Below are 13,310 nucleotides of genomic sequence, written 5' to 3'. Positions count from 1 at the left end.
ATCAGGCTCCTTGGGCGTTGGGCTGAGTCTCGGGCTGTGCGGCAGGCCCCACGGCGGGATGCCCACCCAGTCGGCTCCTCAGCCGCTGGTGCCAGACCGGACGCTTCCGGGGAGGGACGTGGTCGACGCCACCGAGCGACCACGGGTTGCAGCGCAGGATGCGCCAGGCCGTCAGCGCCGTTCCTTTGACCGCGCCGTGCCGGTCAATGGCTGTGTAGCCGTAATGCGAGCACGACGGGTAGTACTTGCAGACCGGGCCCAGGAGTGGGCTGATGGTCCACTGGTAGAGCTTGATCAACCACAGCAGCGGATACTTCACTGTGCGCTCCCTCCCGGGCCTCGGCCGGGGTTCCGGGGGGTCTCCCCGGGGGGACCGGAACAGCGCGGCGCCCCTCCCAGCAGCCGCTGCAGTGCGGTGTCGAGGTCGCGGGCCAGCTGATCGTGGTCCGCCTCGCCCGCGCCGGGCAGGGCCCGTACCACCACCAGGCTACCGGCGGGCAGCAGATCCAGCCGTTCACGCATGAGGTGGCGCAGTCTTCGCTTCACCAGATTGCGCACGACGGCGATGCCGACGGCCTTGCTCACGACGAAACCCGCACGCGCCGGGGGAGCAGTCTCCCCAGGCGTGTGCGGGTCCGTGGTACCGGTACGTAGGTGGACGACGAGGAGCGGGCGGCCGGCCCGGCGCCCTCGGCGAACCGCGGTCGCAAAGTCCTCGCGCCGCCTCAGTCGAGACTTGGAAGGCAGCACGTCATGGACCTTGCCGTCAGGCTGGTCAGGCCGACAGCGTTGCGCGACCCTTGCCACGGCGGGACGCGAGGATCGCGCGGCCGGCACGGGTGCGCATGCGCAGGCGGAAACCGTGGGTCTTCGCGCGACGACGGTTGTTCGGCTGGAAGGTGCGCTTGCTCACTCGGGGGCTCCAGAAATGAATCGTGTGATGGCGGGACATCGCCTGGCTGTCACCGTGCGCCCACGAGAAGCTCGCAATACGCCCGAGTGCACCGCTTCATGACCGCGATCCTTGCGGAACGCGGCCGTTGCCCATCGGAGGCAGGCGGCAGCAGCCATCGACAACTCGACCTGGTCACGGTACGCGCGGCTACGCCATTCGGTCAAACCGGCAGTGCACCAGGGATACACCGTAGCCTCCCACAGGCAGGGGAGGTGCCACGCCTCACCTCATGGCACATTTGTACACACCCTGTGGACAACGACTTGAACCGCACACCTCGGCCTGACTACCGTGGCTGAACTCTGAATACTTCCCGCCCGTCCCGAGAACCACACATTCGTGGGACTCAAGGGCGCCCCCCGCTGACTGAGAGAGCGTGCCCTGTGGCTGACCTGCCTGCCGATCTTGCCGCAGTGTGGCCGCGCGTGCTCGAACAGCTCCTGGGCGAGGGCCGGGGCCCGGGCGGCCAGGGCGTCGAGGGCAAGGACGAGCACTGGATCAAGCGGTGCCAGCCCCTCGCGCTGGTCGCCGACACCGCGCTGCTCGCCGTGCCCAACGAATTCGCCAAGGGCGTGCTCGAGGGCCGCCTCGCGCCCATCGTCAGCGAGACCCTGAGCCGCGAGTGCGGCCGCCCCATCCGGATCGCGATCACCGTCGACGACTCCGCGGGCGAGCCGCCCCCCGAACGGCAGCAGGCCCCCCAGCAGCAGTCGCGTTACGAGGAGCCCACGGGCCCGCACACCGGCGGCCAGGGCCGCGACGCGTACGAGAACCGTGACGCACGCGACACCTATGAGAGCTACGACAGCCACGGCGGCTACGACGGCCGGGAGAGCTACGGCCGCCAGGCGCCCGCCGACGAGCTGCCGTCCGTACGGCCCGCGTACCCCGACTACCAGCAGCCCCGCGCCGAGCCCGGTGCCTGGCCGCGCCACCAGGGGCCGTCCGCGCCCGACCGCGGCGACTACGGCTGGCAGCAGCCGCGCCTCGGCGGCTTCCAGGACGGCGAGCGCGATCCGTACGCCTCGCACAACGGCCAGCAGCACGCTCCGTACGAGCAGCAGCAGGACTACCGCTCCCAGCAGCCCGAGCGACTGCCCTACGAGCCGCCGCAGCGGCGTGAGCTGCCCGAGAGCCACGCCCGGGGCGGCCAGGGCGGACCGTCCGCGTCCGGGCCGCTCTCGTCGAAGCCCGCGTCCTCGGCGGGTGCCGGCGAGCCGACCGCCCGGCTGAACCCGAAGTACCTCTTCGACACCTTCGTCATCGGCGCGTCCAATCGCTTCGCCCACGCGGCCGCGGTGGCCGTCGCCGAGGCGCCGGCCAAGGCGTACAACCCCCTGTTCATCTACGGCGAGTCGGGGCTGGGCAAGACCCACCTGCTGCACGCCATCGGGCACTACGCGCGCAGCCTCTACCCGGGGACGCGCGTGCGCTACGTGAGCTCCGAGGAGTTCACGAACGAGTTCATCAACTCCATCCGCGACGGCAAGGCGGACGCGTTCCGCAAGCGCTACCGCGACATGGACATCCTGCTGGTCGACGACATCCAGTTCCTCGCGAGCAAGGAGTCGACGCAGGAGGAGTTCTTCCACACGTTCAACACGCTCCACAACGCCAACAAGCAGATCGTGCTGTCCTCGGACCGGCCGCCCAAGCAGCTGGTCACCCTGGAGGACCGGCTGCGCAACCGCTTCGAGTGGGGTCTGATCACGGACGTGCAGCCGCCGGAGCTGGAGACGCGCATCGCGATCCTCCGGAAGAAGGCGGTCCAGGAGCAGCTGAACGCCCCGCCGGAGGTCCTGGAGTTCATCGCCTCCCGCATCTCGCGGAACATCCGCGAGCTGGAGGGGGCGCTGATCCGGGTCACCGCCTTCGCCAGCCTCAACCGGCAGCCGGTCGACCTCGGGCTCACCGAGATCGTCCTCAAGGACCTGATCCCGGGCGGCGAGGACGCCTCGCCGGAGATCACCGCGCCCGCCATCATGGCGGCGACCGCCGACTACTTCGGGCACACGGTCGAGGATCTGTGCGGAGCCTCGCGCAGCCGGGTGCTGGTGACGGCCCGGCAGATCGCGATGTACCTCTGCCGGGAGCTCACGGACCTGTCGCTGCCGAAGATCGGCGCGCAGTTCGGCGGCCGTGACCACACGACGGTGATGCACGCGGACCGGAAGATCCGCGCGCTGATGGCCGAGCGGCGCTCGATCTACAACCAGGTGACCGAGCTGACGAACCGCATCAAGAACGGCTGACGGACGGCCTCTGCGGGCCGCTCACGCACCACTGAGGGCGCCTCGGGAGCCTCCCGAGGCGCCCTCGGCCGTTCCCCGAGAGCGATTCTCAGCGCCTCTTGAGCAGTCCCGGAATCGGCTGCGGAGCACCTGTGGAGCACCTCGGACGGGCCTCGGAACGGTGCCGGAAGAGCTTCGTGGCCCCTCCGGAGCGGCCACGCGTCCCCACCCCTGTTCGAATACGGAGTCTCGGACGCCGGTTCTCCACAGATTTCCGGCCGACCGGCTGTCCACACCCTGGGGATCGCGAAGTTGTCCAGACGCTGTCCACAGCGGAGGCTGTTGATAGGCCATCAGGGGAGGTCAGCGGGGTGTGGATTTGTGGCCGACGATGTTCCACAGCCTGTGGACGACGGATTCACCCACAAGGCCCCCTCGCGGTTGTCCACCGGCCGCCCACAGGGAAGTGGATGTTGTACACAGCCTTTCCACACCCCTGTCCACTGTTCGGTAACGAAACACCCCGACTCACCGCACCGAGTGAAAGGCGTCACACGAAGTTGCCGGGTTGGGCTGTGGGGAACCTGGGTAAAACTGGGGACGGCGCTGGGGAGAAGTACCCCCCGCCTGTGCACGGGGTGTGCAGAACTTTCCGCGGTCCACAGACCACCCCGCTTTTCCACCGCCCCCACCCACAGGCCCGGTGGACAAAAAATCCGGTCTGACCTGGGCAAAGGCAGTTTTCCACCGTTTCCACAGGCCCTACTACTACGACCACAGAGATCTACCGGGGAACTCGATTCGAAGTGGGCCCTGTGCACAACTCGGCCGCGGGCCGCGCCACGCCCTCCGACCTGACTTGACCCCGAGGCGCACCGACTGTCAGCGGCGTGCGTCAGACTGGTCTCCGGCAAATCGGCCGACGACGTAGCCAGCAGGGCGAGCCAGCAACAAGCAGGAGGCGGTTCCGGTGAAGATCCGGGTGGAGCGCGATGTACTCGCGGAGGCAGTGGCCTGGGCGGCCCGCAGCCTCCCGGCCCGTCCGCCGGTGCCCGTCCTCGCGGGCCTGCTGCTGAAGGCGGAGGAGGGCTCCCTGAGCCTCTCCGGCTTCGACTACGAGGTCTCGGCCCGCGTGTCGGTCGACGCGGATGTGGAGGAGGACGGCACCGTCCTCGTCTCCGGTCGCCTGCTCGCCGACATCTGCCGCGCACTTCCCAACAGGCCTGTGGAGATCTCCACCGACGGTGTGCGCGTCACCGTCGTCTGCGGCTCCTCGCGATTCACACTCCACACCCTTCCTGTGGAGGAATACCCGGCGCTGCCGCAGATGCCGACCGCCACGGGCACCGTCCCCGGCGAGGTCTTCGCCGCGGCCGCCGCCCAGGTCGCCATCGCCGCCGGCCGCGACGACACGCTGCCGGTGCTCACGGGTGTCCGGATCGAGATCGAGGGCGACACCGTCACCCTGGCCTCCACCGACCGCTACCGCTTCGCCGTCCGCGAGTTCATGTGGAAGCCCGAGACCCCGGACATCTCCGCGGTCGCCCTGGTGCCCGCCAAGACGCTGCTGGACACGGCGAAGTCCCTCAGCGGCGGCGACACCGTCTCCATCGCCCTGGCCGGCTCCGGCGCGGGCGAGGGCCTCATCGGCTTCGAGGGCGCCGGTCGGCGTACGACCACGCGCCTGCTGGAGGGCGACCTCCCGAAGTACCGCACGCTCTTCCCGACCGAGTTCAACTCCGTCGCCGTGATCGAGACCGCCCCCTTCGTGGAGGCCGTCAAGCGCGTGGCGCTCGTCGCCGAGCGGAACACCCCGGTGCGGCTGAGCTTCGAGCAGGGCGTGCTGATCCTGGAGGCCGGTTCCAGCGACGACGCACAGGCTGTGGAGCGGGTCGACGCCCAGCTCGACGGCGACGACATCTCGATCGCCTTCAACCCGGGCTTCCTGCTCGAGGGTCTCTCCGCGATCGACTCCCCGGTCGCCCAGCTGTCCTTCACCACCTCCACGAAGCCGGCGCTGCTCAGCGGCAAGCCCGCGGTGGACGCGGAGGCGGACGACGCCTACAAGTACCTGATCATGCCGGTGCGCCTGTCCGGCTGATCCGTCGCGCACTCCCGGCCCCGGCGGCCGCGGCTGGGAGCGCGAGGGTCGTCCCTCGCAAGGTCGCAGTATGCCGGTGCGCCTGTCCGGCTGATCCGTCGCGCGCCCTCGCGCTGACCTGCGGAAACCCTCAGTACGAGTGGGCCGGCTGTCCACAGCCGGCCCACTCGACTGTTGAGCGCCCGAGCCCACAGGTGTGCGCGGACCGTCGGGCGTAGGCTCGGACCCGGACGTCACGCAATCAAGGCATAGAGGATCACCCATGGAGCTCGGTCTCATCGGTCTCGGCAAGATGGGCGGCAACATGCGCGAGCGCATTCGCCGCGCGGGCCACACCGTCATCGGGTACGACCGCAATCCGGATCTCGGGGATGTCCACAGCCTCAAGGAGCTTGTGGATTCCCTTGAGGGTCCCCGCGTCGTCTGGGTCATGGTCCCGGCCGGCGCCGCGACCCAGTCCACCATCGACGAGCTGGGCGAGCTGCTCTCCCCCGGCGACATCGTCGTCGACGGCGGGAACAGCCGCTGGACGGACGACGAGAAGCACGCCGAGGAGCTCGCCGCCAAGGGCATCGGCTTCGTGGACTGCGGTGTCTCCGGCGGCGTCTGGGGCCTGGAGAACGGCTACGCCCTGATGTACGGCGGCGACGCCGCGAACGTCGCGCGGGTCCAGCCGATCTTCGACGCGCTCAAGCCCGAGGGCGACTTCGGCTCCGTCCACGCGGGCAAGGTCGGCGCCGGCCACTTCGCCAAGATGGTCCACAACGGCATCGAGTACGCCATGATGCAGGCGTACGCCGAGGGCTGGGAGCTCCTGGAGAAGGTCGACTCCGTCACCGACGTGCGCGAGGTCTTCCGCAGCTGGCAGGAGGGCACGGTCATCCGCTCCTGGCTGCTCGACCTGGCCGTCAACGCCCTGGACGACGACGAGCACCTGGACAAGCTGCGGGGCTACGCCGCGGACTCCGGCGAGGGCCGCTGGACGGTCGAGGCGGCGATCGACAACGCGGTGCCGCTGCCCGCGATCACCGCGTCGCTGTTCGCCCGCTTCGCGTCCCGTCAGGACGACTCCCCGCAGATGAAGATGATCGCCGCGCTGCGCAACCAGTTCGGCGGCCACGCGGTCGAGAACAAGTAAGAAGCAGCAGGAAGCAGTAGCCGGGAGAGGTCGGCGCCACCCCATGCACGTATCGCATCTGTCGCTGGCCGACTTCCGCTCGTACGCCCGGGTCGAGGTCCCGCTCGACCCGGGCGTCACGGCCTTCGTGGGGCCCAACGGCCAGGGCAAGACCAACCTCGTCGAGGCGGTCGGCTATCTGGCGACCCTCGGCAGCCACCGGGTCTCCTCGGACGCTCCGCTGGTGCGGATGGGCGCGGACCGCGCGATCATCCGGGCCGCCGTCGTCCAGGACGAGCGCCAGCAGCTGATCGAGCTGGAGCTCAACCCGGGCCGGGCGAACCGGGCCAGGATCAACCGCTCCTCGCAGGTCCGGCCCCGCGACGTGCTCGGCATCGTCCGCACGGTGCTGTTCGCCCCCGAGGACCTGGCGTTGGTCAAGGGCGACCCGGGCGAGCGCCGCCGCTTCCTGGACGAGCTGGTCACCGCGCGCTCCCCCCGCATGGCGGGCGTGCGCTCCGACTACGACCGCGTACTCAAGCAGCGCAACACCCTGCTCAAGAGCGCCGCCATGGCCCGCCGCCACGGCGGCCGCGGCCTGGACCTCTCCACCCTCGACATCTGGGACCAGCACCTGGCCCGCGCCGGCGCCGAGCTGCTGGCGCAGCGCCTCGACCTGATCGCCGTGCTCCGGCCGCTGGCCGACAAGGCGTACGAGCAGCTGGCGCCCGGCGGCGGCCCGGTCGCGTTCGAGTACCGCGGCCCCGCAGCCATCGAGGGCGCCCACACCCGCGAGGAGCTGTACGAGGCGCTGATCACCGCGCTCGCGGAGGTCCGCAAGCAGGAGATCGAGCGCGGCGTGACGCTGGTCGGCCCGCACCGCGACGAGCTGCTGCTCAACCTCGGCCGGCTGCCCGCCAAGGGGTACGCCAGCCACGGCGAGTCCTGGTCGTACGCGCTGGCGCTGCGCCTGGCCTCGTACGACCTGCTGCGCTCCGAGGGCAACGAGCCGGTGCTCGTGCTCGACGACGTCTTCGCCGAGCTGGACGCCCGCCGCAGGGAGCGGCTGGCGGAGCTGGTGGCGCCGGGCGAGCAGGTGCTGGTGACGGCGGCGGTGGACGACGATGTGCCGGGCGTGCTGGTCGGCGCGCGGTACGCGGTCACGGAAGGCACGGTCGAGCGCGTATGACCCACGGCCAGAAGACCCCGGATCCCCCCGAACGGCCGAAGGCCCCCGAGCCGTCCGGAGTGGACCTGGCGCGGGTGGCGCTGCGCGCCGCGAAGGAGCAGGCGCGGGCACGGGGCAACGCCGCGCAGCAGAAGAAGCAGGCGCGCCGCGGCGGTCTGCGCTCCGGCGCGCGGGCCGACGGCCGGGACCCGCTGCCGCTGGGCGCCGCGATCAACCGCCTGATCACCGAGCGCGGCTGGGAGGCGCCCGCCGCGGTGGGCGGGGTGATGGGCCGCTGGCCGCAGATGGTGGGGCCGGACGTCGCGCTGCACTGCGAGCCGCAGAAGTACGACGAGGACGCCCGGGTGCTGACCGTGCAGTGCGACTCGACGGCGTGGGCGACGCAGCTGCGGCTGCTGGCGCCGCAGTTGGTGGCCCGGCTGAACGCCGATCTGGGGCAGGGCACCGTGAAGGTGATCAAGGTGCTGGGGCCGGGCGGTCCGAACCGCCGGTACGGACCGCTGCGCGCCCCCGGGAGCACCGGGCCGGGCGACACCTACGGGTGATCCGGTGCGTCGCGCTGACGTCCGCCGGGGCTCCGGCGGCACCCGTCGCGCTCACGGCGTGCGGGCGCCGCGCGACGGCCGGGGGCCGGGACTCCGCTCACCGTAGCGGGCGGTTGACAGCCCGAAGCGCTGAGTGCCGCTGTGAGCCTCCTGAGGGCCGGGCCCACATATAGGGAGTCGGCTGATGCCGGTTCAGGGCGGCACGTGAGGACTCAGGCACCGCCAAACCCCCATTCATGTCAGTGCTACCGGTAGACTGGTGACAATCCCGCCGGTTCGCGGGACACGTCGACCAACGCAGAACGACGCAGCCGCTCCTGCCTGCCCCGGGTGGGGTCTCCCCGCCGTAGGCAGGGGAAGGCCTGTGCTGTGCCAGAAAGGGCGCTTCGTGGCCGATTCCGGCAACCCCAACGAGAACATCCCTTCCACGAGCGGGGAGGCCCCCATGGGCTCCCCCGCAGGTGAGACGTCGTACGACGCCAGTGCGATCACCGTTCTGGAAGGTCTGGACGCGGTCCGCAAGCGGCCCGGCATGTACATCGGCTCGACCGGTGAGCGTGGCCTGCACCACTTGGTGTACGAGGTCGTGGACAACTCCGTCGACGAGGCCCTGGCCGGGCACGCGGACACCATCGATGTGACGATCCTGCGCGACGGCGGCGTGCGCGTGATCGACAACGGCCGTGGCATCCCGGTGGGCATCGTCCCCTCCGAGGGCAAGCCCGCCGTCGAGGTCGTGCTGACCGTGCTGCACGCGGGCGGCAAGTTCGGCGGCGGCGGCTACGCGGTCTCCGGCGGTCTGCACGGTGTCGGCGTCTCCGTCGTCAACGCCCTGTCCACGCGCGTCGCGGTCGAGGTCAAGACCGACGGCTACCGCTGGACCCAGGACTACAAGCTCGGCGCCCCCACGGCCCCGCTCCAGAAGAACGAGGCGACCGACGAGTCCGGAACCTCCGTCACCTTCTGGGCCGACGGCGACATCTTCGAGACCACCGAGTACTCCTTCGAGACGCTCTCGCGGCGCTTCCAGGAGATGGCGTTCCTCAACAAGGGACTGCGCATCTCGCTGACGGACCTCCGCGCCGACCACGTCGACGAGGAGGGCAAGCCCCTCACCGTGAGCTACCACTACGAGGGCGGCATCGTCGACTTCGTGAAGTACCTCAACTCCCGCAAGGGCGAGCTGATCCACCCGACCGTCATCGGCGTCGAGGCCGAGGACAAGGAGCGCATGCTCTCGGTCGAGATCGCGATGCAGTGGAACAGCCAGTACAGCGAGAGTGTCTACAGCTTCGCCAACACCATCCACACCCACGAGGGCGGCACGCACGAAGAGGGCTTCCGCGCCGCGCTGACCGGTCTGATCAACCGGTACGCCCGCGACAAGAAGCTGCTCCGCGAGAAGGACGACAACCTCACGGGCGAGGACATCCGCGAGGGTCTGACCGCGATCATCTCCGTCAAGCTCGGCGAGCCGCAGTTCGAGGGCCAGACGAAGACGAAGCTCGGCAACACCGAGGCGAAGACCTTCGTCCAGAAGGTCGTCCACGAGCACCTGACGGACTGGCTGGACCGCAACCCCAACGAGGCCGCGGACATCATCCGCAAGTCCATCCAGGCGGCGACGGCGCGCGTGGCGGCCCGCAAGGCCCGCGACCTCACCCGCCGCAAGGGCCTGCTGGAGTCGGCGTCGCTGCCGGGCAAGCTCAGCGACTGCCAGTCCAACGACCCGACCAAGTGCGAGATCTTCATCGTCGAGGGTGACTCCGCCGGCGGCTCGGCCAAGTCCGGCCGCAACCCGCAGTACCAGGCGATCCTCCCGATCCGCGGCAAGATCCTCAACGTCGAGAAGGCGCGGATCGACAAGATCCTCCAGAACACCGAGGTCCAGGCCCTGATCTCGGCCTTCGGCACCGGTGTGCACGAGGACTTCGACATCGCCAAGCTCCGCTATCACAAGATCATCCTGATGGCGGACGCCGACGTCGACGGTCAGCACATCAACACCCTGCTGCTCACCTTCCTGTTCCGCTTCATGCGGCCGCTGGTCGAGGCCGGGCACGTCTACCTCTCCCGCCCCCCGCTGTACAAGATCAAGTGGGGTCGGGACGACTTCGAGTACGCCTACTCCGACCGCGAGCGCGACGCGCTGATCCAGCTCGGCCGGGAGAACGGCAAGCGGATCAAGGACGACTCGGTCCAGCGCTTCAAGGGTCTCGGCGAGATGAACGCCGAGGAGCTGCGCGTCACCACCATGGACGTCGACCACCGTGTGCTCGGCCAGGTCACCCTGGACGACGCCGCGCAGGCGGACGACCTGTTCTCGGTGCTCATGGGCGAGGACGTCGAGGCACGGCGCTCCTTCATCCAGCGCAACGCCAAGGACGTCCGCTTCCTCGACATCTGAGCCTGTCGGCCCACGAGAAACAGCCGCAGCGCGAAAGGACTTTGAACAGCAATGGCCGACGAGACCCCTGAGACTCCCACCGCCCCCGTGCCCGAGGTGACGCCCGAGGGCGCCCCCGCCCCCCTGGAGGGCGTCGGGATGCGCGTCGAGCCCGTCGGGCTCGAGACCGAGATGCAGCGCTCGTACCTCGACTACGCGATGAGCGTCATCGTCTCGCGTGCGCTCCCGGACGTGCGGGACGGCCTCAAGCCGGTGCACCGCCGCGTGCTCTACGCGATGTACGACGGCGGCTACCGCCCCGAGAAGGGCTTCTACAAGTGCGCCCGCGTCGTCGGTGACGTCATGGGTACGTACCACCCGCACGGTGACGCCTCGATCTACGACGCGCTCGTCCGCCTCGCCCAGCACTGGTCGATGCGGATGCCGCTGGTGGACTCCAACGGCAACTTCGGTTCCCCGGGCAACGACCCGGCCGCCGCCATGCGGTACACCGAGTGCAAGATGATGCCGCTGTCCATGGAGATGCTCCGGGACATCGACGAGGAGACCGTCGACTTCCAGGACAACTACGACGGCCGCAACCAGGAGCCGACGGTCCTTCCGGCGCGCTTCCCGAACCTGCTGATCAACGGTTCGGCGGGCATCGCGGTCGGCATGGCCACCAACATCCCGCCGCACAACCTCCGCGAGGTCGCCGAGGGTGCCCAGTGGTTCCTGGCCAACCCCGAGGCGACCCACGAGGAGCTCCTCGAGGCGCTGATCGAGCGGATCAAGGGCCCCGACTTCCCGACCGGCGCCCTCGTGGTGGGCCGCAAGGGCATCGAGGAGGCCTACCGCACCGGCCGCGGCTCGATCACCATGCGCGCGGTCGTCGCGGTCGAGGAGATCCAGAACCGCCAGTGCCTGGTGGTCACCGAGCTGCCCTACCAGGTCAACCCGGACAACCTCGCGCAGAAGATCGCCGACCTGGTGAAGGACGGCAAGGTCGGCGGCATCGCCGACGTCCGCGACGAGACCTCCTCCCGTACGGGCCAGCGCCTGGTGGTCGTGCTCAAGCGCGACGCCGTCGCCAAGGTGGTGCTCAACAACCTCTACAAGCACACCGACCTCCAGACGAACTTCGGCGCGAACATGCTGGCGCTCGTCGACGGGGTGCCGCGCACGCTCTCGATCGACGCCTTCATCCGCAACTGGGTGACCCACCAGGTCGAGGTCATCGTCCGGCGCACCCGCTTCCGGCTGCGCAAGGCCGAGGAGCGCGCCCACATCCTGCGCGGCCTCCTCAAGGCGCTCAACGCCATCGACGAGGTCATCGCGCTGATCCGGCGCAGCGACACCGTCGAGATCGCGCGCGAGGGCCTGATGGGCCTGCTGGCGATCGACGAGATCCAGGCCAACGCGATCCTGGAGATGCAGCTGCGCCGCCTGGCGGCCCTGGAGCACCAGAAGATCACCGCCGAGCACGACGAGCTCCAGGCGAAGATCAACGAGTACAACGCGATCCTCGCCTCGCCCGAGCGGCAGCGGATGATCATCAGCGAGGAACTGACCGCGATCGTCGACAAGTTCGGCGACGACCGGCGCTCCAAGCTGATCCCCTTCGACGGTGACATGTCCATCGAGGACCTGATCGCCGAGGAGGACATCGTCGTCACCATCACCAACGGTGGTTACGTCAAGCGCACCAAGACCGAGGACTACCGCTCGCAGAAGCGCGGCGGCAAGGGCGTCCGGGGCACCAAGCTGAAGCAGGACGACATCGTCGACCACTTCTTCGTCTCGACCACGCACCACTGGCTGCTGTTCTTCACCAACAAGGGCCGGGTCTACCGCGCCAAGGCGTACGAGCTCCCCGACGCCGGCCGGGACGCCCGCGGCCAGCACGTGGCGAACCTGCTGGCCTTCCAGCCGGACGAGAAGATCGCCCAGATCCTCGCCATCCGCGACTACGAGGCGGCGCCCTACCTGGTGCTCGCCACCAAGTCCGGTCTGGTGAAGAAGACTCCGCTGAAGGACTACGACTCGCCCCGTTCGGGCGGTGTCATCGCCATCAACCTCCGGGAGACGGAGAGCGGCGCGGAGGACGAGCTGATCGGTGCCGAGCTGGTGTCCGCCGAGGACGACCTGCTGCTGGTCAGCAAGAAGGCCCAGTCGATCCGGTTCACCGCAACGGATGAAGCTCTCCGCCCCATGGGCCGCGCGACCTCGGGCGTCAAGGGCATGAGCTTCCGCGAGGGCGACGAGCTGCTCTCGATGAACGTGGTCCGGGCCGGTACGTACGTCTTCACCGCCACCGACGGTGGGTACGCGAAGCGGACGAACGTCGACGAGTACCGCGTCCAGGGCCGTGGTGGCCTCGGTATCAAGGCAGCCAAGATCGTGGAGGATCGTGGTTCGCTGGTCGGCGCCCTGGTGGTCGAGGAGACCGACGAGATCCTCGCCATCACTCTCAGCGGTGGTGTGATCCGCACCCGGGTCAACGAGGTGCGGGAGACAGGCCGTGACACCATGGGCGTTCAGCTGATCAACTTGGGCAAGCGTGACGCCGTCGTGGGTATCGCGCGCAACGCCGAGGCCGGTCGCGAGGCTGAAGAGGTCGAGGAGTTGGCCGACGCAGCCGAGGGCGACGGCCCCCAGACGACCGAGGGCGCGGAGCCCCCGGCCGAGGACACCGAGGAGTAAGTCGTGAGTCGAGCCACGGGCGCCGCGGCAAGCGGTGCGGGTGCCGAACCCAGCACCGCCGCCCCTGCCGCAGAGAAGACAGG

9 protein-coding genes and 1 pseudogene are annotated in these 13,310 nt (G+C 69.5%); 7 read left to right on the top strand and 3 right to left on the bottom strand.

Annotated features, from left to right (window positions below):
• Position 1: 1 nt before the first annotated feature.
• The 3 genes and pseudogenes from yidD to rpmH all read right to left on the bottom strand — a co-directional run bounded on the left by yidD (position 2) and on the right by rpmH (position 913).
• A complete protein-coding gene (gene yidD, locus DXZ73_RS22260) occupies positions 2-319 on the bottom strand; it encodes a membrane protein insertion efficiency factor YidD (RefSeq protein WP_116212846.1) in 318 nt (105 codons plus the stop codon).
• A gap of 62 nt (positions 320-381) precedes the next feature.
• A pseudogene (rnpA, locus tag DXZ73_RS22255) lies at positions 382-750 on the bottom strand (ribonuclease P protein component); the annotation flags it as partial.
• Positions 751-775: 25 nt separating this feature from the next.
• Positions 776-913, bottom strand: coding sequence for a 50S ribosomal protein L34 (gene rpmH, locus DXZ73_RS22250; RefSeq protein WP_116212844.1), 138 nt, complete (start codon positions 911-913; stop codon positions 776-778).
• A 425-nt stretch (positions 914-1,338) separates the two neighbouring features.
• Between rpmH and dnaA the strand changes: the two genes are divergently transcribed.
• The 7 genes from dnaA to gyrA all read left to right on the top strand — a co-directional run bounded on the left by dnaA (position 1,339) and on the right by gyrA (position 13,227).
• On the top strand, positions 1,339-3,207 hold the full coding sequence (gene dnaA, locus DXZ73_RS22245; RefSeq protein ID WP_116212843.1) for a chromosomal replication initiator protein DnaA: 1,869 nt from the start codon (positions 1,339-1,341) through the stop codon (positions 3,205-3,207).
• A gap of 949 nt (positions 3,208-4,156) precedes the next feature.
• Positions 4,157-5,287, top strand: coding sequence for a DNA polymerase III subunit beta (gene dnaN, locus DXZ73_RS22235; RefSeq protein ID WP_116212842.1), 1,131 nt, complete (start codon positions 4,157-4,159; stop codon positions 5,285-5,287).
• 262 nt (positions 5,288-5,549) lie between these two features.
• A complete protein-coding gene (gene gnd / locus DXZ73_RS22230) occupies positions 5,550-6,425 on the top strand; it encodes a phosphogluconate dehydrogenase (NAD(+)-dependent, decarboxylating) (RefSeq protein WP_116212841.1) in 876 nt (291 codons plus the stop codon).
• A 43-nt stretch (positions 6,426-6,468) separates the two neighbouring features.
• Positions 6,469-7,593, top strand: coding sequence for a DNA replication/repair protein RecF (recF, locus tag DXZ73_RS22225; protein ID WP_116212840.1), 1,125 nt, complete (start codon positions 6,469-6,471; stop codon positions 7,591-7,593).
• The gene (locus DXZ73_RS22220; protein ID WP_116212839.1) at positions 7,590-8,138 is read left to right on the top strand and encodes a DUF721 domain-containing protein; all 549 of its coding nucleotides are present in this window, start codon (positions 7,590-7,592) and stop codon (positions 8,136-8,138) included. Before recF ends, DXZ73_RS22220 begins: the two co-directional genes overlap by 4 nt.
• 364 nt (positions 8,139-8,502) lie before the next feature.
• Entirely contained in the window at positions 8,503-10,545 is a 2,043-nt protein-coding gene (gyrB, locus tag DXZ73_RS22215) for a DNA topoisomerase (ATP-hydrolyzing) subunit B (RefSeq protein WP_116212838.1), read from the top strand.
• A 51-nt stretch (positions 10,546-10,596) separates the two neighbouring features.
• Positions 10,597-13,227, top strand: coding sequence for a DNA gyrase subunit A (gene gyrA, locus DXZ73_RS22210; protein WP_116212837.1), 2,631 nt, complete (start codon positions 10,597-10,599; stop codon positions 13,225-13,227).
• Positions 13,228-13,310 lie beyond the last annotated feature (83 nt).

Origin of the sequence: Streptoverticillium olivoreticuli subsp. olivoreticuli (genome assembly GCF_003391135.1) — a bacterium.
Lineage (GTDB): Bacteria > Actinomycetota > Actinomycetes > Streptomycetales > Streptomycetaceae > Streptomyces > Streptomyces blastmyceticus.
This window is presented reverse-complemented; position numbering and strand designations above follow the sequence as displayed.